Annotated in this window: 22 protein-coding genes; 11 read left to right on the plus strand and 11 right to left on the minus strand. The window is 44.3% G+C overall.

Annotated features, from left to right (window positions below; all coding sequences use genetic code 11):
* Positions 1-5: 5 nt before the first annotated feature.
* From ITG10_RS23910 to bla, 7 genes are all read right to left on the minus strand, one after another.
* Positions 6-1,049 (minus strand): ABC transporter permease subunit, encoded by a 1,044-nt coding sequence (locus ITG10_RS23910; RefSeq protein ID WP_026084442.1) that lies wholly within the window; start codon positions 1,047-1,049, stop codon positions 6-8.
* A 2-nt stretch (positions 1,050-1,051) separates the two neighbouring features.
* Positions 1,052-2,077 (minus strand): ABC transporter permease subunit, encoded by a 1,026-nt coding sequence (locus tag ITG10_RS23915; RefSeq protein ID WP_017632776.1) that lies wholly within the window; start codon positions 2,075-2,077, stop codon positions 1,052-1,054.
* Between the two features lie 366 nt (positions 2,078-2,443).
* Positions 2,444-4,063 carry a microcin C ABC transporter ATP-binding protein YejF gene (gene yejF, locus ITG10_RS23920; RefSeq protein ID WP_248386966.1) on the minus strand — a complete coding sequence of 540 codons (1,620 nt, stop codon included), beginning with the start codon at positions 4,061-4,063 and terminating at the stop codon, positions 2,444-2,446.
* Between the two features lie 9 nt (positions 4,064-4,072).
* Positions 4,073-5,095, minus strand: a complete 1,023-nt coding sequence (locus ITG10_RS23925; RefSeq protein ID WP_017632774.1) for an ABC transporter permease — start codon at positions 5,093-5,095, stop codon at positions 4,073-4,075.
* Positions 5,096-5,126: 31 nt separating this feature from the next.
* The gene (locus tag ITG10_RS23930) at positions 5,127-6,215 is read right to left on the minus strand and encodes a microcin C ABC transporter permease YejB (RefSeq protein ID WP_004730359.1); all 1,089 of its coding nucleotides are present in this window, start codon (positions 6,213-6,215) and stop codon (positions 5,127-5,129) included.
* 12 nt (positions 6,216-6,227) lie between these two features.
* Positions 6,228-8,123 (minus strand): extracellular solute-binding protein, encoded by a 1,896-nt coding sequence (locus ITG10_RS23935; protein WP_017632773.1) that lies wholly within the window; start codon positions 8,121-8,123, stop codon positions 6,228-6,230.
* Positions 8,124-8,314: 191 nt separating this feature from the next.
* Entirely contained in the window at positions 8,315-9,178 is an 864-nt protein-coding gene (bla, locus tag ITG10_RS23940) for a class A beta-lactamase (protein ID WP_026084441.1), read from the minus strand.
* Positions 9,179-9,371: 193 nt separating this feature from the next.
* Between bla and ITG10_RS23945 the strand changes: the two genes are divergently transcribed.
* Positions 9,372-10,415: an endonuclease/exonuclease/phosphatase family protein gene (locus ITG10_RS23945; RefSeq protein WP_017632771.1), complete on the plus strand. Its 1,044-nt coding sequence runs from the start codon at positions 9,372-9,374 to the stop codon at positions 10,413-10,415.
* A 150-nt stretch (positions 10,416-10,565) separates the two neighbouring features.
* Here the strand turns inward: ITG10_RS23945 and ITG10_RS23950 are convergent, their stop codons facing one another.
* A complete protein-coding gene (locus ITG10_RS23950; RefSeq protein WP_017632770.1) occupies positions 10,566-11,162 on the minus strand; it encodes a porin family protein in 597 nt (198 codons plus the stop codon).
* 405 nt (positions 11,163-11,567) lie between these two features.
* On the opposite strand from ITG10_RS23950, the gene ITG10_RS23955 reads away from it, so the two are divergent.
* The 7 genes from ITG10_RS23955 (at position 11,568) to ITG10_RS23985 (ending at position 18,463) form a co-directional block, all read left to right on the plus strand.
* Positions 11,568-11,882, plus strand: a complete 315-nt coding sequence (locus ITG10_RS23955) for a winged helix-turn-helix domain-containing protein (RefSeq protein WP_017632769.1) — start codon at positions 11,568-11,570, stop codon at positions 11,880-11,882.
* Positions 11,883-12,210: 328 nt separating this feature from the next.
* On the plus strand, positions 12,211-12,630 hold the full coding sequence (rbsD, locus tag ITG10_RS23960; RefSeq protein ID WP_017060853.1) for a D-ribose pyranase: 420 nt from the start codon (positions 12,211-12,213) through the stop codon (positions 12,628-12,630).
* Between the two features lie 99 nt (positions 12,631-12,729).
* Positions 12,730-14,235 carry a ribose ABC transporter ATP-binding protein RbsA gene (gene rbsA / locus ITG10_RS23965; RefSeq protein WP_017632767.1) on the plus strand — a complete coding sequence of 502 codons (1,506 nt, stop codon included), beginning with the start codon at positions 12,730-12,732 and terminating at the stop codon, positions 14,233-14,235.
* Positions 14,232-15,224 carry a ribose ABC transporter permease gene (rbsC, locus tag ITG10_RS23970; protein ID WP_009844905.1) on the plus strand — a complete coding sequence of 331 codons (993 nt, stop codon included), beginning with the start codon at positions 14,232-14,234 and terminating at the stop codon, positions 15,222-15,224. The genes rbsA and rbsC overlap by 4 nt, the downstream gene beginning before the upstream one ends.
* A 127-nt stretch (positions 15,225-15,351) precedes the next feature.
* The gene (gene rbsB, locus ITG10_RS23975; RefSeq protein WP_017632766.1) at positions 15,352-16,230 is read left to right on the plus strand and encodes a ribose ABC transporter substrate-binding protein RbsB; all 879 of its coding nucleotides are present in this window, start codon (positions 15,352-15,354) and stop codon (positions 16,228-16,230) included.
* A gap of 191 nt (positions 16,231-16,421) precedes the next feature.
* Positions 16,422-17,348, plus strand: a complete 927-nt coding sequence (gene rbsK, locus ITG10_RS23980; RefSeq protein WP_017632765.1) for a ribokinase — start codon at positions 16,422-16,424, stop codon at positions 17,346-17,348.
* 113 nt (positions 17,349-17,461) lie between these two features.
* Positions 17,462-18,463, plus strand: coding sequence for a substrate-binding domain-containing protein (locus tag ITG10_RS23985; protein ID WP_017632764.1), 1,002 nt, complete (start codon positions 17,462-17,464; stop codon positions 18,461-18,463).
* A gap of 108 nt (positions 18,464-18,571) precedes the next feature.
* On the opposite strand, the gene ITG10_RS23990 is transcribed toward ITG10_RS23985, so the two are convergent.
* Both ITG10_RS23990 and ITG10_RS23995 read right to left on the minus strand, forming a co-directional pair.
* A complete protein-coding gene (locus ITG10_RS23990) occupies positions 18,572-19,363 on the minus strand; it encodes a carbon-nitrogen hydrolase family protein (RefSeq protein WP_017632763.1) in 792 nt (263 codons plus the stop codon).
* Between the two features lie 126 nt (positions 19,364-19,489).
* Entirely contained in the window at positions 19,490-19,912 is a 423-nt protein-coding gene (locus tag ITG10_RS23995; protein WP_017632762.1) for a lysozyme inhibitor LprI family protein, read from the minus strand.
* A gap of 373 nt (positions 19,913-20,285) precedes the next feature.
* Between ITG10_RS23995 and ITG10_RS24000 the strand changes: the two genes are divergently transcribed.
* The 3 genes from ITG10_RS24000 to ITG10_RS24010 all read left to right on the plus strand — a co-directional run bounded on the left by ITG10_RS24000 (position 20,286) and on the right by ITG10_RS24010 (position 25,114).
* Positions 20,286-21,860 (plus strand): EAL domain-containing protein, encoded by a 1,575-nt coding sequence (locus ITG10_RS24000; protein ID WP_017632761.1) that lies wholly within the window; start codon positions 20,286-20,288, stop codon positions 21,858-21,860.
* A 196-nt stretch (positions 21,861-22,056) separates the two neighbouring features.
* On the plus strand, positions 22,057-24,510 hold the full coding sequence (locus ITG10_RS24005; RefSeq protein ID WP_026084440.1) for a CHASE3 domain-containing protein: 2,454 nt from the start codon (positions 22,057-22,059) through the stop codon (positions 24,508-24,510).
* A 205-nt stretch (positions 24,511-24,715) separates the two neighbouring features.
* Positions 24,716-25,114, plus strand: coding sequence for a hypothetical protein (locus tag ITG10_RS24010; RefSeq protein WP_248386967.1), 399 nt, complete (start codon positions 24,716-24,718; stop codon positions 25,112-25,114).
* Positions 25,115-25,170: 56 nt separating this feature from the next.
* Here ITG10_RS24010 and ITG10_RS24015 read toward each other — a convergent pair whose 3' ends face one another.
* Positions 25,171-25,653, minus strand: coding sequence for a hypothetical protein (locus ITG10_RS24015; RefSeq protein WP_017632995.1), 483 nt, complete (start codon positions 25,651-25,653; stop codon positions 25,171-25,173).
* Between the last annotated feature and the right edge of the window lie 124 nt (positions 25,654-25,777).

Genomic DNA, 25,777 nt, shown 5'->3' on the forward strand with positions numbered 1-25,777 from the left:
AGTGCCTATCTATAAACTGTGTATTTTTTGGGATCAAAGGCCGTTCTTATCGCTTCACCGATGAATGTAACCATGACCAAAACACCGACTATTGCCGTCACAACAGAGCCAACAATCCATGGCGAATCGAGATTCGATTTGCCTTGTTGAAGCAACTCTCCCCAGCTTGGGGTCGGTGGAATGAGACCTAAACCTAAGTAGTCCAGTGCCGTTAATGCGGTGATGTTGGCTGCAATAGTGAAAGGCGCCAGAGTGACGATCATCACCATCGTGTTGGGTAAAATATGATTAAAGAGGATTCTTGCTGTTGATGCTCCTAGCGCCTTTGCAGCTAACACATACTCTCGAGCAGATTCTCTGTAGGTCATCGTTCGCATGTACCAAGTAATACCCATCCATCCAAAAGTCACATTGATCAATACAAACAGCATGAATGTGGGTTGTGCTATCGAGACCAAAATCATGATCACGTAGAGGAACGGCACCATTGACCAAGTCTCAATGACTCTTTGAACAATCAGATCAAATTTGCCACCAAAGAAACCCATCGCACACCCCACCGTTACACCAATGCTGTATGCGATCACCATAATTATCAGAGCAAATCCCATTGCTGTTCTAAACCCGTAAACCAATCGAGCTAAAATATCCCGCCCGATTACGTCAGTGCCCAAATAGTGCTTTGAGTAAGCATTTGGAGCATGTGGCGGATATTCACCAGAGAAGTCTTGTTCATACGGATTCCAAGGCACCAAAGGTAAAATCGCAAAGTCACCATTGTTTTTATCTTTAAGCGCTAATTGAAGCAGTCGATAGTTTGCCTCTCCCGAAGATTCCAAACCAAATGTCTTACCTGAGTAAACATCAGATACAATTGGAAAGTAGTATTCCCCCTGATAACGCACCACCAAAGCCTTACTATTGATCAATGCTTCAGCGAAAAGAGACAGTAATAACATTACAGATAAAATAATCAGCGACCAGTATCCACGCTTTATTTGTTTGAATCGCTTGATCTGCTTTAGCGTCAACGGATTTAGTTTAATCATCATCAAGCTCCAAACTTCACTCTAGGATCAACCAATGCTACGCAGACATCAGACAAGATATTGCCAAGTAGCAATATGCCGGCGTTGATTGCGACAATACCCATAACCACTGGGTAATCTCTTTCTACAATTGATTCATAACCAAGCAGGCCTATGCCATTAATATCGAAAATAACCTCAATTAAGAAAGAGCCCGTCATGAAGAAAAGAAGAGAGTTGCCAAAGTGGCTAGCGATTGGAATTAAACTATTGCGTAGTGCGTGTTTACGAATCGCCTCTCTGAAAGGCAAACCTTTAGCGATAGCGGTACGAATGTAATCTGACGATAAGTTTTCCATCAAATTATTCTTCATGGTCATGGTTAAGGTCGCAAAGTCACCTATTAAATAACAAAGCAAAGGTAAGACCGCATGCCACAAAATATCAGTAATTTGTTCTGAGAAAGTATTGAAGTCGTCGAAGTCATCATCAACAAAGCCCCCCATCGGGAACCACTCTAGGTGATAACTGAAAAACGTAATAAGAAGCACGCCAACCACATATCCTGGTAAGGCATAACCGACAAAAATCATGATTGATGAGGCAGAATCAAAAACGCTGCCATGCTTCATGGCCTTAAGGTAGCCAAGCGGGATTGAGATGAAATAGCTAATGAAAAAGGTCACACCGCCGTACATAACGGAGACAGGTAGGCGCTCAAAAATCATGTCACTGACCGGTTCGTAATAGCGTGTCGATTCGCCTAGATCAAAATGAACAAGTCGAACTAGCCATTCGAGATACGCTTCCGTTACCGGCTTATCCAATCCATAAAATTTATTAAGATCGGCGAGTTGGTCTTCAGACAAAGCTGAGTTTTGGCCAACGAGACTAGACGCGCCACCACCATCCCCTTGAGGCTGCATGTTAGCGAGCATCCTCTCGACAGGGTCACCTGGGACAAAACGCGTAATCGCGAATATCAAAATCGTAATACCAAGAAACGTAGGTACAACTAAAGCAAAACGTTTCAGTAAATATGCAATCATCCTAACTAGCCAAATCCCATTTAAAGCAATATTTCATCAATTTAATCAATAAAACAAAGTAGTCAAATGGTTACATTTACCTACATTAACTTACAATTGCATTTAGTTTGGATTAATTTACTTAATAAATTTTAATCTTAATAATCAGAAGCTTAAATTGAACACCAGAAAGGAATTTTGAATTAGAAGGTGTAGGTAATCTTTGTTTGTAACTTAGAAAGTGAACTGCTTAGACAATTCAAACATGTTTGTAAGCTGCATTGATATGGTGACAAATCGAAATCAAATACAAAAATCGCCACTGTTAAACAGAAGCGATTTATTGGTCTAATGAAAGAGGAGTTAATCTATGAATAATGTATTTGGCTACACACCACCAACGTTCGAGAGATTCACCAACTGCTTGGTATATTCATGCTGCGGATTACCAAACAAAGTCTCAGTATCGCCCTTCTCTATTACCTCGCCAGCTTTCATGACGATGGTGTAATGACACAAGGATTTCACGACATTCAAATCATGACTGATAAAGAGATAAGTCAGACCATACTTTTCTTGAAGTGACTTCAGCAAATCCAGCACCTGCGCTTGAACGGTTCTGTCTAATGACGATGTAGGTTCATCGAGCAAGATAAACTCTGGCTTTAAAATCAAAGCACGAGCAATCGCAATACGTTGCCTTTGTCCGCCAGAAAACTCATTCGGATAGCGGTGGCGAGTTTCAGGATCGAGGTCTACCTCTTTCATTACGTCACAGATGCGTTGGTCGAGTTCGCTCTCATCCAATTGTTGATGAACTAATAAACCTTCGCCAATCACTTGCGCGACCGACATTCGTGGGTTTAACGCAGAGAATGGGTCTTGAAAGACAACTTGCATACGGCTTCGAAATGGCAGCATCTGTTGGCGATTTAAGCCTTGAAGCTGTTCGCTCGAATAAGTAATCGAACCTTCACTCTCCACCAGCTTCAAAATAGCCATGCCAGTGGTTGATTTACCAGAACCGCTCTCGCCCACTAAACCGATTGAGTGCCCTTTTTTCAAGGTGAACTCCATGTCAGTGACAGCTTTAACATGCGAAATGGTTCGCTTGAATAAACCGCCAGTAATCGGGAACCAAACACGCAGTTGGTCAACATTGAGCAAAGGTTTACTTTCCGGAGATACAGGAACAGGCAAACCTTTTGGATCGGAATTAATAAGTTTTTGAGTATAAGGGTGAGATGGTGCATTAAAGAGTGTTTTACAGTCATTGCTTTCAACTAAGCGACCATCTTTCATTACCGCCACTCTGTCGGCAATCTTACGAACGATACTCAAATCATGGGTGATAAAAAGCATCGCCATACCGAGCTCTTGTTGTAGGTCTTTCAACAAATCCAAAATCTGCGCTTGTACCGATACATCCAATGCTGTCGTGGGTTCATCAGCAATAAGCAGCTCTGGCTCGTTAATTAGAGCCATTGCAATCATTACACGCTGACGTTCGCCACCAGACAACTCATGCGGATAAGCTGAAATCTTTTGCTCTGGGTAGCGAATGCCAACCTTTGAAAGCCACTCTATCGCCAAGGCTTGCGCTTTGTTGGTTCGCATACCTCGGTGAATCGCGAGGGTTTCAACAAGCTGTTTGCCAATTCGATGAAGCGGATTTAGCGAAACCATAGGCTCTTGGAAGATCATGCCGATACGGCCACCACGAATCCCACGCAGTTGCCTTTCAGAACAACTCAGAATCTCGGTGCCAGAGAAATTGATCTTACCATTTAAGTAATGAGACGAGCCTTTCGGTAACAGTTTTAAAATAGAGTTAGCCGTGACCGATTTACCGGAACCACTCTCGCCTACCAGCGCGAGCGTTTCACCTTTGTATATTTCTAAAGAGACATCTTGTGTCACTTGTTCTATCGAGTTTTTTCGCCCGAAACCGACAGACAGTTTGTCTATGGTCAAAACCGGAGAAGCAGGCGTTGTATTTAAAGTCATAACCTATCCTTACTTCTGTTGATGTGGATCGAAGGCATCACGTACCGCTTCACCAAAGAAGACAAGTAACGTAAGCATCAGTGAAAGCACGACGAAAGCAGAGATACCAAGCCAAGGCGCTTGTAAGTTTGCTTTACCTTGCGCCAACAGTTCACCTAATGAAGGCGAACCGGCAGGAAGACCAAAGCCCAAAAAGTCTAATGAGGTTAATGTGGTCACCGAGCCAGAAAGAATAAACGGCATCATGGTTAACGATGCAACCATCGCGTTGGGTAGCATGTGACGAAGCATAATGCGTTTATCATCAACACCCATAGCCTGAGCAGCACGCACATAATCGAAGTTTCGGCAGCGTAAAAATTCCGCTCGCACGATGCCGACTAAACTCATCCAACTGAACAGCACCATAATCCCGAGCAACCACCAGAAATTCGGCTCAATAAAACTCGACAAAATAATCAGCAAGAACAAGGTCGGCATACCAGACCATACTTCAATGAAGCGCTGTCCGAATAGATCAACCCAACCACCGTAGTAACCTTGTGTTGCTCCAACGACGACACCGATCAAGCTCGATACAATCGTCAGAATAAAACCAAACAGAACGGAAATACGGAAGCCATAAATGATACGAGCTAATACATCTCGCCCCTTATCATCGGTTCCTAACCAGTTCACCGAATCGGGTTCCGATGGCACCGCACCTGAAATATCGAAGTTTATCGTGTCGTAGCTAAACGGAATGATTGGCCACACGATGTAACCGCTGTCTTCAATCAGCTCGATAACATACGGGTCTTTGTAGTCGGCTTCGGTTTCAAACTCACCACCAAACTCCGTCTCGGCGTATTCATTGATAACAGGTACAAACCACTGATTATCATAAGAAACCAAGAGTGGCTTATCGTTGGCAATGATTTCAGCGAACAGGCTCAAGCCAAACAAGATGGTAAATATCCAAAGGGAGATAAAACCACGCTTGTTTGCTTTAAAACGTAACCAACGAGCTTCAGCTAAAGGGTTGTTAAACATTTATTATCAATACCTTGTTATTCGTTCGCCATTAACGCGCTTCAAAATCAATTCGAGGATCAACCCAGGTATACGTCAGGTCGGAGATAATGCTCAGCACCAAGCCAAGCAAGGTCATGATATAGAGAGAGCTGAACACCACGGGATAGTCGCGTTGAATGGTCGATTCAAAGCCAAGTAGACCAATACCTTCGAGTGAAAACATCACTTCAATCAACATAGAACCCGTGAAGAAAATACTAATAAATGCGCTTGGGAAACCGGCAATAATGATCAGCATGGCATTACGAAAAACGTGCTTGTAGAGAATGCTGCTTTCGTCCAAGCCTTTCGCTCTCGCGGTCACCACATATTGCTTATTGATTTCATCAAGGAAGGAGTTTTTGGTCAGCATACTGAGCGTGGCAAAGCCGCCGATGACCATCGCAAAAATAGGCAACGCTAAGTGCCAGAAGTAGTCGCCAATTTGTTGATACCAATTGAGCTGGTCGAAGTTACTCGACACTAACCCACGCAATGGGAACCAACTGAAATAGTTACCACTCGCGAACAAAATAATCAGGATGATCGCAAACAGGAAGCCCGGCACCGCGTAGCCGACAATCACCACCGCACTCGACCAAATATCAAAGCGAGAGCCGTGATGTATCGCCTTCATAATGCCGAGAGGTATCGATATCACATAGATGATTAACGTGCTCCACAACCCTAAGGAAATGGAGACAGGTAAACGCTCAATGATTAAATCAATCACGTTACCGCCCTTAAACAGACTTTCACCAAAATTAAAGGTCGCGTAATTTTTCAACATATCGAAGTAGCGAACGTGAATCGGTTTATCAAAACCAAACTGCTTTTTGATCTCTTCAACCACTTCCGGATCAAGCCCGCGCGAGCCCTTATAACCACTGGCTGATGCTTGATCACTTTCGCTTAAATCAACTTCTTGTCCACCACCAGAAAAACGCTCCATGATGCCAGAATTGTGCCCTTCTAATTGAGCAACGGCTTGCTCTACCGGGCCACCAGGGGCGATCTGAATGATGAAAAAGTTGATGGTGATGATCGCCCACAGTGTGGGGATCACCAACAGTAAACGCCGAAATATATACGCGGCCATGCTAACTAACTCCTAGCGACGTTTTTCAGGAAGCAGAGCTGCCTTCTCTTCTGAAATCCACCATGTATCGATACCTAAATCGTATTTAGGTAATACATCTGGACGCTCAAACTTGTCCCACATTGCAACGCGGTATTCGCCAACGTGCCATTGAGGGATGTTGTAGAAATTCCATTGCAATACTCGGTCTAGTGAACGACCTAGAGTCAGGAGCTTTTCTGGATTCTGTTGATTGCTCGCGATTTGTTCTGTTAACGCGTCAACCACTGGATCCATCACACCTGCAGTATTGTAAGTAGAATCAATGTAGTTAGAGTTCCAAACAATCATTAAGTTCGGGCTAGGATAAGGGTTTGCAGAAAATGATGAAGACACCATGTCGAAATCTCGGTCACGAAGACGCTTGATGTACTGAGTGGTATCTATGGTACGGATCTTCATCTCGATACCCATGCGCTTCAAGTTCTTCTGAACAGGCGTTGCAATACGCTCTGTGGTTGGGCTGTAAATCAACAACTCAAATGACAGCGGCTTGCCGGTCTTTTCGTTGGTCATGACTTTGTCTTTCAGAACCCAACCCGCTTCTTTTAATAACTTGAAAGCAGTACGCATCTGGCTACGAATACGGCCACTGCCATCGGTGACTGAAGGTTGGAATTCTTCAGTGAACACTCTCGGTGGAATTTGGTCTTTGTATTGAGACAGCAACGCTACTTCAGCTTCGCTTGGTAAACCTTTCGCTTCATAGTCTGTGTTTTGGAAGTAGCTACGAGTACGTTTGTACTGGCCGTAGAACATGTTCTTGTTCATCCACTCAAAGTCCATCGCGTAGGTTAACGCTTCACGAACTTTAGGATCTGAGAACACCGGAGATTGAATGTTGAAGACAAAACCTTGAGTCGTTTCTGGCTTCTCATGGTTGATCTCTTCTTTGATGATGTAGCCTTTATCGAAGTTCGCGCCTGTGTAAGAGTTGGCCCAGAACTTAGCCGAGTTCTCTGTTCGAAGATCGAACTCCCCTGCTTTAAAGGCTTCTAGCATTACGGTGTCGTCACGATAGTAATCGTATTGCACTTCCTTGAAGTTATTACGGCCGACGTTTACAGGTAGGTCGGCTGCCCAGTAGTTTTCATCTAAACCGTAAGTCACGCTTTGACCCGATTTATAGCTGATGATCTTATAAGGGCCACTGCCTACCGGCGGCTCACTTAGAGGTTCAGACAGCTTCTTGTCTTTCCAATAATGCTCTGGCAGTACTCGAGTGCTTTGGGCAAAGCTAAACAACTTCTCGCGGTTTGGCTTCTCCATCTCAATACGTACCACTAAATCAGAAACCGCGGTGACTGACTTAATTTCTTTGTAATACACACGGTATTGAGGCACACCCTCGGTTGAAAACTTATTAAAGGTGAATGCCACATCATGAGCCGTAATAGGCTCACCGTCATTGAATCTCGCTTTTGGATTGATATCGATTTCCATCCAAGTGAAATCACTGGCGTAGCGAACCTTTGAGGCGATCAACGGATAATACGCATCAATCTCGTCGCTCGGAGAAAACATCAAGGTATCGTAAATCTCTCCGGTATAACTTGCAGCAACGCCGCGAGAACCGAATCGATTAAAACTATCGTAAGTACCAATGCTGCCATAGGTCACTTTGCCTAGTTTTGGCGCATCAGGATTAACGTAATCAAAGTGAATGAAATCGGCTGGATATTTTGCTTCACCAAAACCGACCAGTTGAGTGGCTTCAATAACGGTGACAGCAGGAGTGGATTCGGTATCAGAGGCGTGTGTAACGGAGGGATATAGAGCAATAAGCGGCAGCATGACTGCACATGAAGTTAAATTTAACCTGAAAAACTGAGTGCGCTGCGAGGCTTTGCTTCGGAAAACTGTTCCCATTTGACTCTCCCTTCAAATGTTATGAATTCGATATTCAACTTGATTAATCGGCTTTGAATGCACACCGTTAAAACAAGTATAGGTTCAAATCTAACATCATGTAATAACTAATAAAACCATCAGCACTTCATCTCTGACGGTTTATTTACAAATTACTCGGGTTCAGTCTAAAGAAATATGACACGCCCTAACTATTGAACGTGGTACTCGTCAAAGATAAGTTCACCAATTTCATTAATCACCGTGTCACGCTCTGAAATGGTTAACTCGGTTTCCGTAAGAGAGATACTGATGATCAGCGGAGCGCGAGTTTCACTCCACACGATAGCCGTAATAGCACGTGAGCCATAAGCGCCCGCCCCTGATCTGTCGGCAATCTTCCAACCATCAGGCAGAATCGAACGAATCATCCCATCAGAGACTTTGTTACCCATCATCCAAGTCTTGAGCTGAGCTTTGGATTCTTCTGATAGCACGTTGCCATACACCAATTCATTCAACGTTTTCACCATAGTGTTTGGTGTTGTGGTGTCACGCTCATCACCCGGCCGAGCATGATTCAGATCGGGTTCGATATGGTCAATACGTGTTTTGCTGTCTCCCGTGGAACGCAAAAACTCGGTTAACCCGTTAGGCCCACCAGTACTAGCTAACACTATATTAGCAGCCGTGTTGTCGCTCATTTCCATGGTGGAGGCACATGCGTCTCTGAGTGAGATTTCTTTACCGACAAACGCTTTAGTCATCGGAGACCAAGCAATAAGCTCATCAGATTTAACCCCAACCTTAGACTCTAAATATAATCCTTCATGTTCATGGACATAGAGAAGATTCGCGCACGCTAAAGTTTTAAAGGTACTCATCATTGGAAAACGTTCATCGCTCTTATAACTCCATGTTTGCTCAGTCGCAGAATCATACACTGCGACACCAATGCGCGCCGAGACACGGGATTCGATTTGCGCAATAGATTGAGCCTCAAGGGAATGACTCCATGACGACATAGAGAAGAGAGCACTCAATAACATAAGAGCAAGGGAAGTGTATTTTTTCATTGTTGGAACCATAGAAAAACGATTGATTCATCGTAGATAAAAAGAAGCGCGACGCCTTAAAAGCCTCGAACGGAGAGAATCTAATCAGAAAGTGACTCCCTAATCTAGAGCCAACGAAAATAACTGACTAAACCCGAACAATATCTTCATATTTTAGATATCCTTAAAGGAGTGATTTCAATAGGATTCAACCTTGAACAAACCAAACCAAATAACATTCTCAACGTTCAATCTTTTGAACTACCTCGAACCACCGAATGCTTATTATGATTTTGAGAACATCTACAGCTTCGAGGAGTGGCAAAAGAAGCAAGGCTGGATAGCTGAAGCGATTCGCTCATCCGACTGTGATGTGATTGGCTTTCAAGAAATCTTTAGCCCTGAGTCTTTAGAGCAATTAATGAAAGAACTGGGTTACCCTTACTTTGCAGTTGTCGATAGCGCACATGTTGAAGATGATTACCTGTACACCTCTCCTGTCGTTGGTATCGCATCGCGTTACCCAATTGAAAATGTGCAGCCTGTGACACCGGATTCAGAGTTACTTTCAGCCTTCAACCTTGGCGACAAGTTCTCATTCAACCGAACGCCTGTCCACGCGACGATTACGTTACCCCATTTAGGTTCGACCGACTGTTATGTTGTGCACTTCAAATCGCAACGTCCAACCGAACCCAAAGCTGAACCGCTAGAATCCAGTGACATCTCAGCAGATAAAAAGCCACAAAGCGAGACCTTGGTTAAGCTTCATCAGGAACAACTAGGATCGTGGCTATCGAGTGTCCAACGTGGACTAGAAGCTCAAATGCTGCATCAATACATCACCAATCAACGCTACCAAACGGATCAACCTGTTGTGTTGATGGGCGACTTTAACAAGCCCCTATTCAATGATGAGTTCAAAGGGCTGCTGAGCTATTCATTGAATCGAGATGAAGCGAGCAAACATTGGTTATCACACTTCCGATTAAGAGACAGTTGGGATCTCTATCATCAACTGCATGAAGAAGACTTACTCGAACAACGCAAACCAACCCATTACTACGGAGCTTCTGGTTCTGTGCTGGATTACATATTGATGTCGAACGAATTTGACTGTCAGAACTCATCGAGCTTGATGGAGATCTCTAGCTACGCAATGTTAGACCATCACCTCATCAATCCAAGCTTTGAACACGACCAATTCAGTACTGACCATGCAGTAGTATCAGTTACCGCTCATATTCGTGAAGCCTAGCGATTCGATGACGTTCTCACTCAAGATTCACCAGCGATAAACATGAAAAAAGCCGCAGTTAATAACTGCGGCTTTCCACTTTAGCCAAACGGGTTGAGCCAACCGACGCCCCATTCAGAAACCGATTTACCGTTTAGCAAAGTGTGAAACTTAGAAGTTGTATGTTGCGCCAAGGTAGAATGAATCGATCACGAGATCTTTATCACTTTCAAAAGCTGAATCGCTCTCAATCACAAATGCATCCGCTTCATAACCTAACCTAAAGCTGACGTTTTTAGCCTGTTTGGGTGTGTACTCCACTCCGAAACCGTAGCGAATACCCTCACCACTATCGTCATCAAGCACCGGCAACGACTGGTCTAAATCAATCGTCGACAAACCGATGATGCCAAAAGGGCGAATTCCATTGTCAAACGTGTAACCTAGATTAGCACTGATCGAAAATGCAGTTGGAGACCAAGTGTAAGTAGATTGGTTTAATGCATTTTTTGCAACAACGTCGCCATAATTCGTATATTGCGCCTCTAGCGCAACAATGCGATTAAATTGGTATCCGGCAATTATCTTATATGTCTCGTCTTCTGCATCAACAGTAATTGGCATTAAAGAGTCCTTATAAAGCCCACCGTCATCAATACCAGACGTACCGATTACACCGCCTAGGTAGAAGCCACTGTCCGCTGCCATTACATTGTTTGCTGCCACTACTGACATCATCGCGATGCTTAGAATAAATTTGTTGTTCATTACTGCTTGACCTTACTTATTGCAAATCAAGATTGTTACGCCTTCCTCTGCTGCACAATCTTGTTAGAGTTATCCGACACCCCGTCGAATTCGCAAGCAGGTTAAGCTCACAGAAAACAAAAAAATAAATAAAAATGTAATCACTTTGTCATTTCAAACAACACAATCAGTAATAACCAAATAAACATCTGAATAATAAAGAAATAAAAACACGCCTTTTCTAGATAAAACCTTCCACTCAATTTTCAAACCATCCCATTTTTAGATTTTATTCGCGCAGACTTACGAACGCTTACTTTCAAGAGTGGTGTTATTTCGCATAATCCGCGCGCTTTGAATCACTAGCACACCTAACGAAATACCCAATCAATCTCCACCATTCAAAATAAGACGAACAGAAACACGATGACCCAAACCATAAACCTTAACGGCTTAATCCTTGATATCGACGCTCGAACTATCACCAACCCGCAGGGAAACAAAATAACGTTGCGCCCTCACCTTTTGGCGGTGCTCTGCTTACTGCTAGAGAATGTTGGAAAGCCCATTTCGAGAGAACACATCGTAGATATCTGCTGGGGCGGACAACTCTCGTCACCTCATGCTCTAGCAAATGCGGTTTATAACCTTCGTAATGTCTTTGCGCGGTTGAGAACACCAAACATCCAAATAGTTACCATCAACAAGTTTGGCTATGCGTTATCGGTTGAACCTACTTAGTTAGCTAGAATTGGGGATGACAAACCGCCAGATTCAAACAACACTGTATGAGCAATGCATCGCAACCATCCCCTCTTTCTATTCAGTCTGATGTTCGACGAATCCCCCTTGTTGTCCTCAGTTTTGTTCGTATTTATGCAATCAATGTCGGTGACTGAGATCACCAAAAAACACCCCATCGAAACGTTTCGATGATCATTATCACACTCTAAGAAAGTGAATAGTGCAAATGATAAATCAGACACTATTATCACTATCGAAACGTTTCGATGGCTTTTTATTGAGTTGTTCTCAACCCATCAAACGTTATTTTTCGATAGGTCGTGATATGAAAAAAAGTACTCTAATAAACTCTGAACTCTCTTACCTAGTGGCGACTCTTGGCCACACAGATGAAATCACGATTTGTGACGCAGGCTTGCCGATTCCGGATCACGTAACTCGTATTGATCTTGCTTTGACTCACGGTGTCCCAAGCTTTCAGCAAACGGTAAAAACCATGCTGGATGAATCTCAAATCGAAGGCGTTGTGATTGCAGAAGAGTTTGCGAAAGTAAGCCCAGAACACCACGCTGCGCTGATTGATTTAATCAAGACAGAAGAAGCACGTTGTGGCAAATCGCTTTCTATTACTTACATCACTCATGAAGAATTCAAACAGCGAACGCATGAAAGCCGTGCAGTGATTCGCACTGGTGAATGCACACCATACGCAAATGTTATTTTCCAAGCTGGCGTAACCTTTTAGCTCAAGCAAAACGCAACGACAGCTCAGTGTCATCACTGAACCAAAACAATACATAGACAGAACAATCAAATACAACTGGCCCCGAGTAAAGGAACCGACATGACTCAAGCCATTTTAGAACTTAGCTCAATTGAGAAAGCCTTCCCTGGTGTTAAAGCATTGGATAAGGCAAGCCTCAACGTTTACCCAGGACGCGTAATGGCGTTAATGGGTGAAAACGGTGCAGGTAAATCAACGCTCATGAAAGTGCTCACCGGCATTTACCACTTGGATGGCGGCACTATCGCCTACCAAGGAAAGCCAGCTGCATTCAAAGGGCCGCGTGATTCTCAACAAGCAGGCATTAGTATCATTCACCAAGAATTAAACCTAATCCCTGAGTTAACTATCGCCGAGAACATCTTCTTAGGTCGTGAAATCACGGGCACCATGGGTCGCATCTTGTGGAACGAGATGTACCAAGAAGCGGACAAGCTACTTAAACGCCTTAACGTAAAACACAGCTCTAAAACGCCTCTAGGCCAGCTAAGCCTTGGTGAGCAACAGATGGTAGAGATCGCGAAAGCCCTATCGTTTGAATCTAAGGTCATCATCATGGATGAGCCGACTGATGCGCTAACCGATACTGAAACTGAGTCTCTGTTTAAAGTGATTAACGAACTGCGTGATGAAGGCTGCGGCATTGTTTACATCTCTCACCGTTTGAAAGAGATCTTTGAGATTTGTGACGACATCACGGTACTTCGTGACGGTAAATTCATTGGTCAATGTGAAGTAAAATACACAGATGAAGATGGCCTAATCGAAATGATGGTTGGCCGTAAACTGGATGAGCAATACCCAAGAATCCACTCAGGCTTTGGCGAAACCTGCCTAGAAGTGATTGGCTTGACTGGCTCTGGCGTTCATGACGTGAGCTTTACTCTAAAGCGTGGCGAAATCCTTGGTGTATCTGGCCTGATGGGCGCTGGTCGTACTGAATTGATGAAAGTGATTTACGGTGCTCTTCCGAGTGAGCGCGGCGTTATCAACCTAGAAAACAAAACCATTAACCCGGTAAGCCCGAAAGATGGCCTTGCTAATGGTATTGCTTACATCTCTGAAGACCGTAAAGGCGATGGCTTGGTGCTTGGGCTTTCAGTGAAAGAGAACATGTCTCTTTGTTCACTGGATCTACTGACTAAGAGCGGCCAAATCCAACACAAAGACGAAGTGATCGCCGTGGATGACTTCATCAAGTTATTCAACATCAAAACCCCTACTCGCGAGCAGATCATCGGCAACCTTTCTGGTGGTAACCAACAGAAAGTGGCTATCGCTAAAGGCTTGATGACCAAACCAAAAGTACTGATTCTCGACGAGCCAACGCGTGGTGTCGATGTCGGTGCTAAGAAAGAAATTTACCAACTCATTAATAAATTTAAAGCCGACGGCATGAGCATTATTTTGGTCTCATCTGAAATGCCAGAAGTGTTAGGAATGAGTGACCGCATCATGGTGATGCATGAAGGCCGTGTAAGCGGTGAATTTGACGCTAAAGAAGCAAACCAAGAATTATTACTGGCGTGTGCGGTCGGTAAAAAGATCAACGAGGACGCAGCATGAGTACTAAAACCATGAGCAAAACAACTGAAACTGAAGCGCCAAAGAAGAAACCGTTAATCAGCAAAGAGTGGCTGATTGATCAAAAGTCATTGATTGCTTTGATCTTCCTGATTGTTGTCGTTTCTTTCTTAAACCCAAACTTCTTTACTGTCGACAACATCCTGAACATTCTGCGCCAAACCTCGGTTAACGCAATCATCGCTGTAGGTATGACGCTGGTTATCCTAACCGCGGGTATCGACTTGAGTGTTGGTTCTGTACTAGCGCTTTGTGGTGCATTCGCTGCCAGCATGATTGGCATGGAAATCCCTGTGATGATCGCAGTGCCAACTGCTCTTGTAGCTGGTGCAGCACTAGGTGCTATTAGTGGTGTGATTATCGCTAAAGGTAAGGTTCAAGCCTTCATCGCAACGCTGGTAACCATGACACTACTTCGCGGCGTAACCATGGTTTACACCGACGGTCGTCCTATCTCAACTGGCTTCACCGACACTGCAGACGCATTCGCTTGGTTCGGTACAGGCTACGCAATGGGTATCCCAGTTCCAGTATGGATCATGGTCGTGGTATTCGCAGCAGTATGGTACCTACTTAACCACACTCGCTTTGGTCGTTACGTTTACGCACTGGGTGGCAACGAATCAGCAACTCGCCTATCAGGCATCGACGTAGACAAAGTAAAAATCGGCGTTTACGCAATCTGTGGTCTTCTAGCAGCAGTAGCAGGCATCATCGTGGCATCGCGTTTGTCATCCGCTCAGCCAACCGCAGGTATGGGTTATGAGCTAGATGCTATCGCAGCCGTGGTTCTTGGCGGCACAAGCTTAGCTGGCGGTCGTGGTCGTATCATGGGCACATTGATTGGTGCACTGATTATCGGCTTCCTAAACAACGCCCTAAACCTACTAGACGTATCTTCTTACTACCAGATGATTGCAAAAGCAGTGGTTATTCTTCTGGCGGTATTGGTCGACAACAAAAACAAATAAAACCTATTCACACTCTAGGTTAATACAAGTAACACCCTGTTTTACCTTTAAATATTAGAATCTATAAATAATGTAACAACGAGCTAGGACTCACCTCCTAGCTCACCCTACACAAAGGATTTACACCATGAAAAAATTAGCGACTCTTATTTCTGCTGCTCTTCTTTCTACAACAGTATCTGTGTCTGCACAGGCGCAAGATACAATGGCAATCGTTCTGTCTACATTGAACAACCCATTCTTTGTAACCATGAAAGATGGCGCAGAAGCGAAAGCTGAAGAGCTAGGCTACAAGCTTATCGTTCTGGATTCTCAAAACGACCCAAGCAAAGAGCTGTCGAACATTGAAGATCTAACCATTCGTGCTGTTAAGGCAATCCTGATCAACCCAACAGATTCAGATGCTGTGTCTAACGCAATCCGCATGGCTAACCGTTCAAACATCCCAGTACTTACACTAGACCGTGGTGCAAGCCGTGGTGACGTAGTGAGCCACATCGCTTCTGATAACGTAATCGGTGGTGAAATGGCGGGTCACTTCATCATGGAAAAAGTGGGCGAAAAAGCGAAAGTAATCCAACTTGAAGGTATTGCTGGTACTTCTGCAGCTCGTGAACGTGGTGAAGGCTTCATGAACGCAGTAAACGGCAGCGACCTTGAGCTTCTTGCAAGCCAACCTGCTGATTTCGACCGTACTAAAGGTCTGAACGTAATGGAAAACTTACTTGCTGCTAACCCAGATGTACAAGCAGTATTCGCGCAGAACGATGAAATGGCACTAGGTGCACTTCGCGCAGTTCAAGCTTCAGGTAAAGAAGTAATGATCGTTGGCTTTGATGGCACAGACGACGGCATCGCAGCAGTTAACCGTGGCCTACTTGGCGCTACAGTTGCACAACAGCCTGACCTAATCGGCTCTCTAGGTATCGAAATGGCAGACAAAGTACTGAAAGGTGAAACAGTAGACGAGTACGTACCAGTACCTCTAAAAATCATCGCTAAGTAATCGTTACTAGGTAACGCGATATAAAGCAGGGAGTCCCCTATCTCCCTGCTTTGATTAGCTCGCTGACTCAAACAAAAGCAAAACCCGACAGTGCATCGCTGTTTCTCATTCCGCTCACAAACGAGAGCGCACTTAACACAATGAGAAAGACCCATGCATTTTCAAATACGATATATCATAAGGCTCGTATCATGACTCAACTGATTGTTTTAGGTAGCGTTAACGCTGACCACGTACTGCAAGTTCCTTCGTTCCCTCGTCCGGGTGAAACCTTGATTGGCGGTAACTATCAGGTCATCCCTGGCGGTAAAGGCGCAAACCAAGCAGTCGCTGCTGCGCGATTAAACGCAGATATCGGCTTCATCGCCTGTGTTGGTGACGACCCGTTCGGCATCAACATTCGTCAAGACTTTGCTAAAGACGGCATCAACATCGACGGCGTGATCGTGGCAGACAACACGCCAACTGGCATCGCGATGATCCAAGTGTCGGCAACGGGCGAAAACAGCATTTGTCTTTCTGCAGAAGCTAATGACAAACTGACTTGTGACCAAATCGAACCACATCTAGAGAAGATTCGCGGAGCTAAATACCTGCTGACTCAGCTTGAAACCCCGATTGAAGGCATTGAATACGCAGCAAAAACGGCAAAAGAGAGCGGAACTCGCGTGATTCTAAACCCTGCCCCAGCTCGCCCACTATCGGACTCGTTGTTAGCTTGTGTTGATGTGATTACACCAAACGAAACCGAAGCAGAAGTACTGACAGGCGTTACCGTAACCGACAGCGCATCTGCTCATCAGGCAGCTTTGGCTCTGCATGCTAGAGGCATCGAGACGGTAATGATCACGCTTGGCGCTAAAGGTGTTTGGGTAAGTAAAAACGGTGAAGGTGAGTTGATCGCGGGCTTCCGAGTTGAAGCGACAGATACCACCGCTGCGGGTGATACGTTCAACGGTGCATTAGTGACAGGCTTACTTGAAGACATGCCATTAGAACGCGCGATTAAGTTTGCTCACGCCGCAGCTGCAATTTCAGTGACTCGCTTTGGCGCTCAAACCTCTATTCCAAGCCGAGCAGAAACAGACGCGTTTTTGGCAGAGCAATTGTCTGCTTAGTTGATTTTTAGTGGTTAGCCTTAAGATTCGCTAACAACAAATTAGAAGCTTAAGCCTCTGTTTTCAGGCAGAATATCGCGCAACGTGGCAAGTTACTCCCACAAGGATTTTTTATGGCAACAATGAAAGACATCGCTCGGCTCGCAAAGGTTTCGACTTCTACCGTGAGCCATGTGATCAACAAGTCACGTTTTGTCAGTGAAGAGATAGCTGAGCGTGTTAACAATGCAGCTAAAGAATTGAACTACGCGCCGTCTGCATTGGCTCGTAGCTTGAAAATGAAGCAAACCAAAACCCTTGGGATGCTGGTGACGACCTCTACTAACCCATTCTTTGGCGAGGTCGTAAAAGGCGTTGAACGTCGTTGTTACGAAAAAGGCTATAACCTTATCTTGTGCAACACCGAGGGTGACAGCGAACGCATGAAATCATCCATCGATACACTGCTACAAAAGCGTGTCGATGGCTTAATGCTGATGTGTTCGACCCTTGAAGGCGAGCATATTGATGTGTTTGAACGTTACCCAGAGCTGCCTGTTGTGGTTATGGACTGGGGCCCAATGTTGTTCGCGAGCGATAAGATCCAAGACAACTCGCATCAAGGCGGCTACATGGCGACCAAGCACTTGATAGATAACGGTCACTCTCTGATTGGCTGTATCACTGGTCCACTGCATCGCAATCAAGCCTCGTCTCGTTATCAAGGTTTCAAGCAAGCGATGGAAGAAGCGAATTTAGAGATCAACTCAAACTGGATTGTAGAATCTAACTTCGAATGTGATGGCGGTTTTGATTCTTATCAGACACTGAAAGCGCGTGGTGGAATGCCTAGCGCACTGTTTGTGAGTAATGACATGATGGCAATGGGCGTGATTCATGCCGCGGCTCAAGATGGTACTTCGATTCCGAATGACCTATCTATCATTGGTTACGATGATATCCACCTGTCGAAATACATGACACCTGCGTTAAGCACTGTCCACCAGCCAAAACACCGTTTAGGTAAAGCAGCAGTCGATACGCTTTTAAGCAGGCTACAAACGCCAGACGCTTACCCGCAGGTAGTTGAGTTAGAGCCTACATTAGTTGAACGAAGCAGCGTAAAAGCCATTTAAAGCGCTTCCTTAAAGATCCTAGCAACAGACAGCTGAAACAGACCAACAACAAAGGGCAAGGTTAAACAACCTTGCCCTTTTCGATCCTAATGCACTTCACTTATCTTCTTAGCGATTCAACACAGATGCGATTTGCTGTATTTCGTCTAGCACATCGACACCATTGTATTGAGGTGCAATAGAAAGATCCTGAATCACCACCGTTTCTACAAACTGCTGTTCATTCAGCTCAAGTATCAAATCGCCTTTTGGAGAATAAACTCGACTGCCACCACAGTATGTCGCAGTAAACGCATCAACGACATCTTGCCCGACGCGATTGCAAGTAACTATGTGACACCCTTCCTCCAAAGCTCTCGCTTGAGCAATGGCAAAACTATGATGTCCGCCAAAATTCGCAGGATGAAGAACAACATCAACCGACTGATACGCTCTCATGATCTCTGGGAACCAAACATCAAAGCAAATCGCAACACCAAACGTTAAGCCCTTGTGCTCAAAGGTTAGCACCTCTGAACCTCTCGAAAAGTACTGCTTATCGAATTTCGTTTGACTGATTTTTCTGTATTTATGACGCAAACCAGATCCATCAATCACCGCCACACTGTTGTAATACTGGCCGTTACCTTGTTCTGCAATACCAGCAACGATTAACGTCTCATGTTTCGCAGCTAAAACCGTTAACGAATCAATGGTAGGGCTATTAGTGAAGTCTTCACACAACTCATGAATTTCCGCGGCATCGTTAAAAATATACCCCGTAGAGAAAAGTTCAGGCAGCAAGGTAATGTCACCCACTGACGTCTCGGCTTCTAAAAGCTCAGAGACTAACGCGACGTTCTTCTGCTTATTTTTGTATTCAACCTCAAGCTGAACGAGAGTGATGCTGACACTATCCAAAATCGAATCCTTAATGGGTAACACTTAAACTTGAACCTAAGAACGGCAGAGTAACGAAATCCCCTCTCACTTGCTGACGCGAACGATAATGGTTGAAGCAAGCGCACACTCTCATAAGTAGGTCATCTACTTCATCAGCTTCGGCTCTGGCAAAACGGGCGGTGTGCTATCCATATAGGTTAAGAAGTTTTCCCACACCTCATGTGTTCTTTGCTTGGTGAGTTTGGTTTTGCAAGAAAGTGCCATCAGACCTCGAATTGAACCATCGCGCCATTGGGTATACACCGAGTCACAATGAGCTGTCATGTACGCTTGCCAACTCTCTTGAGCGACCTTTATGGAACTCACCAACTCCTCATCATAAGCATTGTGTTCAAAGCTCGCTTCAAGGTATTGGTCAAGCTCCACCGTTGCAGCTTCCAACTCAATCGACGCACAGTGGTTGATCTCTATGGTATTCATCGCATTCTCACAATCGACAACCTGTTCATCGGCTAATACAGAACCAGACAGCAAAGCGAATGCGATTACTGATATCATTCTTTTCATAAACATCCTAAATATTGTCACCCGTGAATGGTTCGGTGACATTTCTTTATAACCTTGTTTAACTTGAGACCATATCAGCGAATTAGATTAAACATGGCTCAATATTTAAATCTCTTTCGCTCTTTGAGCAAATAACATCAAAATTTATCGGGATATAAGCGTTTGTTATACGTATGAACAATGCAAAATATCACCAACCCCGCCAAGAAAAAACGAGATAACATCAAGATTTCGCTGGTAAAAATGGAAAACATATTATCTTTATCAATAATTCATGCGCGTATTCACAATATTTATTATTACTATTGCTACGTAATCGTTAAATTTATAAATTAAATTGAATGCTCACCCAATCGGTAACGCTTCTCCGACTATGGATATCAAGTACCAACATTTTGCCAAGACTTCGTTCTACTTTGCCATTTCTTTCTTCTTCTCTATGGCATTGCTTATCCCGTTTACACCATCTCACTACCAGAATTTAACCCAAGACACATCAAAGCTCGTCGAAACACGACTTGAAGGTATCCAATCCAGGTTCGACCGTTTTTTATCGGGTATCACCCCAGACCAATCTTGCGATGCAATTGTTAGAGAGCTAAGACAAAACGTTTTTGATGCCGATTGGGTAAAAGAAGCCGCCGTATTCAACAAACAGAACCGTTTTTACTGTTCGACCACCGATGGTGAGGTTTCGTTTCGCCTTTACAGCACTATCAGAGAAAGACTCAACGACGATCCGAATTTAACCACCCTATCGTATTCCAATTCAGCCATCACCCAAGTGCAATCCATCATGCTTATTTTCTCGAATAAGGAAGATGCCGGAGTGAGCCTGATGATTCCGCCGCACTTTATCTATGACATTGTAGAAGCGAACCTTCACAACCATGGCATTCAAGCTAAAGTCGAGGTGATCAAAAGAGATATCCACCCTTCAGATACTGGGGCATCCATCGCTGAAGTTCGGATACAATCCAGTATCTACCCACTGACCATCACCTCATACATTGGGTATCAGTATTATCTGCACTTCTTATTAAGCTACTTGTGGTTTGGCTTTTTGATGGCCGGAATTACCACCATCATTATTCTTTCTCTCAAGCATAAAAAACAGAGTCAACGCAGCTTAGAGTACTCGCTGTCTAGCGCACTCAAAAACAAACACCTACATGTTCACATGCAGCCTATCGTTAACCGAAACACAACTGAAATTGTGGGCTGTGAGTCGCTGCTCAGGTGGAACGACCCTATCGAAGGCAATGTATCCCCTGCCATCTTCATCCCTCTTGCAGAGAGCTTAGGGTTGATTGAAGACCTAACCTACTTTGTGTTGCGTGAAGTGCTGTACACCATGAAGAATCACCGCGAGCTGTTTGAGTCAAAATACATCAGCGTCAATATCAGCCGAAACGTCGTCTCTAACAGTAACTTCGCCAACAAAGTCATTAGCATCTACAAGAAGAATCCAGATATTCTCAAACAAGTCGTTTTTGAAGTGACAGAAGATGGCGAGTGTTCTGATGCGGATATGGTGAAGATCAAAAACAACTTAACCAAGCTTGCCGATTTGGGCGTGAGAGTCGCGATTGATGACTTTGGTACTGGCTATGCGGGCTTGGATTTCGTGAGACAATTTCCGTTCAGCATTCTCAAGATCGACCGTGTGTTTGTGAAGAACATTTCCGACGAATCAAGCCTTGGTATCCCTTTGCTGGAATCCATGCTTCAGTTGTCACAAACCTTAGGCATGCAAGTCATCGTTGAAGGGGTTGAGTACGAATCCCAAGTAAACATTTTGTCTAAACTGGGTGTCGATTATATACAAGGCTTCTACTTTTATAAGCCGATGCCAATCAACCTAACAATAAGCTTGCTCAGGCAGCAACATGTAGAATCTAGCCTTGGATTTCCCGCGTCATCGCCTTCGACTACAGCGTTAGAGTAACCTAAGCGCAGTCGATACATTGTTTATCATTAATGTTTGCCTAAAGCCTCGAACTAATAGAGCTAGAGCCCTGTTTTTAGTGCCCTAGCTCTACTTTTCGTTAACTACTATACCCAACCACACACTATGCATTTGTACACCCAACAATCTAACCTACACTAACAATAGGTTTTTAGTGTGTGGAATGCGTGTCTTTATGTTTGCGAGTTGGTTTGATGATATATCCCTACAATGGAAGTTATTAGTCAGTTTTTCCACCCCTATTGCGTTAATGGTTCTCGTCTCGTTTTCTGTCCATCAAAACACGCAGTCCATCGTCGAAGATAACCATTGGGTGGTTCACACCCACAAGGCCATTGCTCGCGCTCAAGAACTCCTTAACCTAGCGATTGATATGGAAACAGGCCAACGTGGATACCTGATTACCGGTGATCCTGTCTTCCTAGAACCTTACGATCTTGCACTTGATGTGTGGAATCAAAAAATCAGTACCTTGAGTGACCAAGTCAGTGATAACCCACCCCAAGTTGAACGACTAAAGCGTATAGATGATCTTCACGAAGCATGGCTAGCAGAAGCCGGAGAAAAAGAAATCGCTCAACGTAGCCTCGTCGGTAATGGCTACACCACAATGCAGAATGTTATCGAGCTAACTCAGAAACAAACCGGAAAGAAAATCATTGATGAGATTCGCAGCGAAATAGCCGTATTCATAGAAATTGAACAGAAACTCATTCAGATTCGAGTCGAAAAGTCCGAAAACTCCGCAAGCCAAACCACCTATGTACTATTTCTTGGAACACTATTTTCAACGTTTATTTCGCTGCTTGTTGTGGCATGGTCGTCAAACAGAATCAATAAACGTATTCACCTACTTCTCAATGCTGCAAACCAAGTGTCGGCAGGTCATTTGAAACAAGTCGCTTCAACCTTAGAACGTAATCCTTCAATGAAAGGTAAAGACGAGGTGGCTCAGCTGACCCACAGCTTCCACAAAATGGCGACCAACCTAGTAAGAAGTAACAGCCAGATGGAAGCATCCAATCAGGAACTGATCGCGGAACGTAAAAAAGCCGAAGCCGCAGCCAAGGCAAAAAGCGAGTTTCTTTCAACCATGAGCCACGAAATACGTACCCCGATGAATGGCGTGCTCGGTATCTCGCAAATCATAGCTTCCCAAACCAAAGAGCCATCCACCAAAGAGAACATCAATGTCATCCTAGATTCGGGTCAGCACCTCATGACCATACTCAATGACATCCTAGACTTCTCTAAAGTTGAAGAGAACAAGCTTGAATTGGACATAGCGCCGTTTAACTTTGAACAAGTCATTAAACCGGTTTGTAGCGCTATCAAACCCATGGCCGATGAGAAAAGTATCCGCTTGATTGTCGAGAACGAGGTGCCTAACAACATCGACATCGTTGGTGATTGTGCAAGGTTACGACAAATCTTGTTTAACCTAGGCGGTAACGCAACCAAGTTCACCAACGAAGGCCATGTGTTGATTCAAGCCGAGCTTAACCAACCCATGAACGAACTATTACTGACAGTCACGGATACTGGCGTCGGCATTCCACAAGATAAGCATCAGCACATCTTTAACTCATTCGAGCAAGCAGACGCATCAACCACCAGAAAGTTTGGCGGCACAGGGCTTGGCCTTGCGATTGTTAAGAAGCTTGTTGAATTGATGGAAGGAAAAATAACACTCAACAGCGCTGTTGGGCTGGGCACTAAATTCAAAGTATCGCTTCCTATCATGTGGCAAGAACGCCAAGCAACCGATATACCCCCCAACCTACTGAGCACAGCAGAGCCGTTCAATACGCCATTGAATGCGCTTCTGGTGGAAGACAACCGAATCAACGCGATTGTGGCAAAAGGCTTTTGTGAAAACCTCGGCTACCATGTCGAGTTAGCTGAAAACGGACGAATCGCAACGGAATACCTCAAAACGGCTAAGTATGATCTGATCTTAATGGATAACCACATGCCTGAAATGAACGGGATTGAGGCAACACTGTTTATTAGACAACAACTTGGTTTAGAAACGTTGATCTTTGCGTATACTGCGGATGTGTTCCGTGAGGCACATGACAGCTTTATTGAAGCAGGCGCAGACCACGTTTTAACTAAGCCTCTACAGCAAGAAAGCTTCTTCGATGCATTGCAGCAGTTCTCATCACGCCTTCCAAAGCAAGCCAACAGCGATAAAACCATCGACCTAACCAGCAACGTGATAGAGCTTCACCGTGAACCGATTGAAAAGCTGAGCCTGATTGAAGAAGAGATTAGCCAATCTGAAGTCATTCAATCGTTCAAAGAGAACCACCATGAGTTACTCATACTGCTAGAATCCACATCCAGAGAGCTTGAGAAGTCGATAGACCAACTCATCGAGTACTACATGCAACATAACATCAAGTCACTAAGGCAAACCCTGCATTCCATTAAAGGGATGTCTTTGAACCTTGGCTTGAAAATGCTCTCTCACCAAGCCCTTACCCTTGAGAAACAAGTAAGGCATCAGCAACTGCCAGACATCGAACAACTGCAAAAACTCATCAACCGCATCTTAGTAAATGAGCATCAAGCTCAGCGCATGATGATGGCTTATGCTCCGCGACTGCCTAATCGCACGGGTTAAGTACGTAAGGGGCATCAACACCAACCTTCTTTTAGCAAACAAGCCATACGCAAGCCGCCATTTAGACGATCAATCACAAGCTATTCAACCAGACACTCCTTGTTACATAAGGCGTTGAAAAACCGCGAAAGAAAAACCAACGGCCATGGGTCTCCTTTGATGGACATTTAACTTCATCGCATCTTGAGTGCACAAAAGGAATATCATGGAAAAGACACTTCAAACCAAACTTGCGACCAGCCTACTGCTGCTGAGAATCGGCATTTTTATCGTCTTCTTGTTCTGGGGCTTAGATAAGATTTTAGTGCCTGAACACGCTGTAAAAGTGCTGTCTGGCTTTTACGGCATCGACATCTCGAATAATGCGATGATGGCTATGGGTGTCGCGCAGCTCGGGTTTTTAGGCGCATTCGTCGTAGGTATGTGGAAAAAATACACCTATGGTGCCATTTTAGTCCTTCATGCAGGCTCAACCTTTTCTTCTTTTGGAAAATACATGGACCCGTTCAATAACCTACTATTCTTCGCCTCTTGGCCAATGCTCGCAGCTTGTATCGCAATCTTCTTACTGCGTGACTACGACACTTACAGCGTTTCCAACTAACACAAAGGGCGCCGTTATTGGCGCCCTCTTTGGTTATCTTGATTCTTAAACGTTTGTTATGGCGCTGAACTCGACGTTAGTTCTTGTATGTCAATTAGATCGACTTCCCTACCCAAGATTTGCTGGTACTCGACTAAGTGACGAACAGGGATTACTGGCAATATAATACCTTGATAGTCTTTTTCAACTGACGCTGAATAATCAATTTCAAGCTGGTACCATGAACCGTCTAAAGCCGATTGTATCTTTGTATTTTGAGATAAACCGATTTCAATTTTTTGATTTTGATAAACCAACTGAAAATACTCTAGATCCCAACCGTACTCAGTATAACGAGTTAACGGTTTAGATATAAATTGAGATACGTGAACCAGTATCTTGCTTGCGTCAGAGTTGTGGATATAAAGGTCAATATCTGCAATTTCACGACTGCCACCATGAATAGTTGCAGCCAGTCCACCTACAATTTGGTACTCAATGCATTCTGCATCCAAGAATTCTTTCAGCCACTTCAAGGCTACTTTCACTTTTTCATTCATCTAGTTCCCTTAGCTGAATTTAGCCCTGTGCCATAACGCATTAAGTGGTGAACAACGCGACCACCTGACCAAAAACCTTGCCACCTTAAACACTAAAGCTAACCCAAACTGAAAATGCCGAGCT

Origin of the sequence: Vibrio sp. ED004 (assembly GCF_023206395.1) — a bacterium.
GTDB lineage: Bacteria > Pseudomonadota > Gammaproteobacteria > Enterobacterales > Vibrionaceae > Vibrio.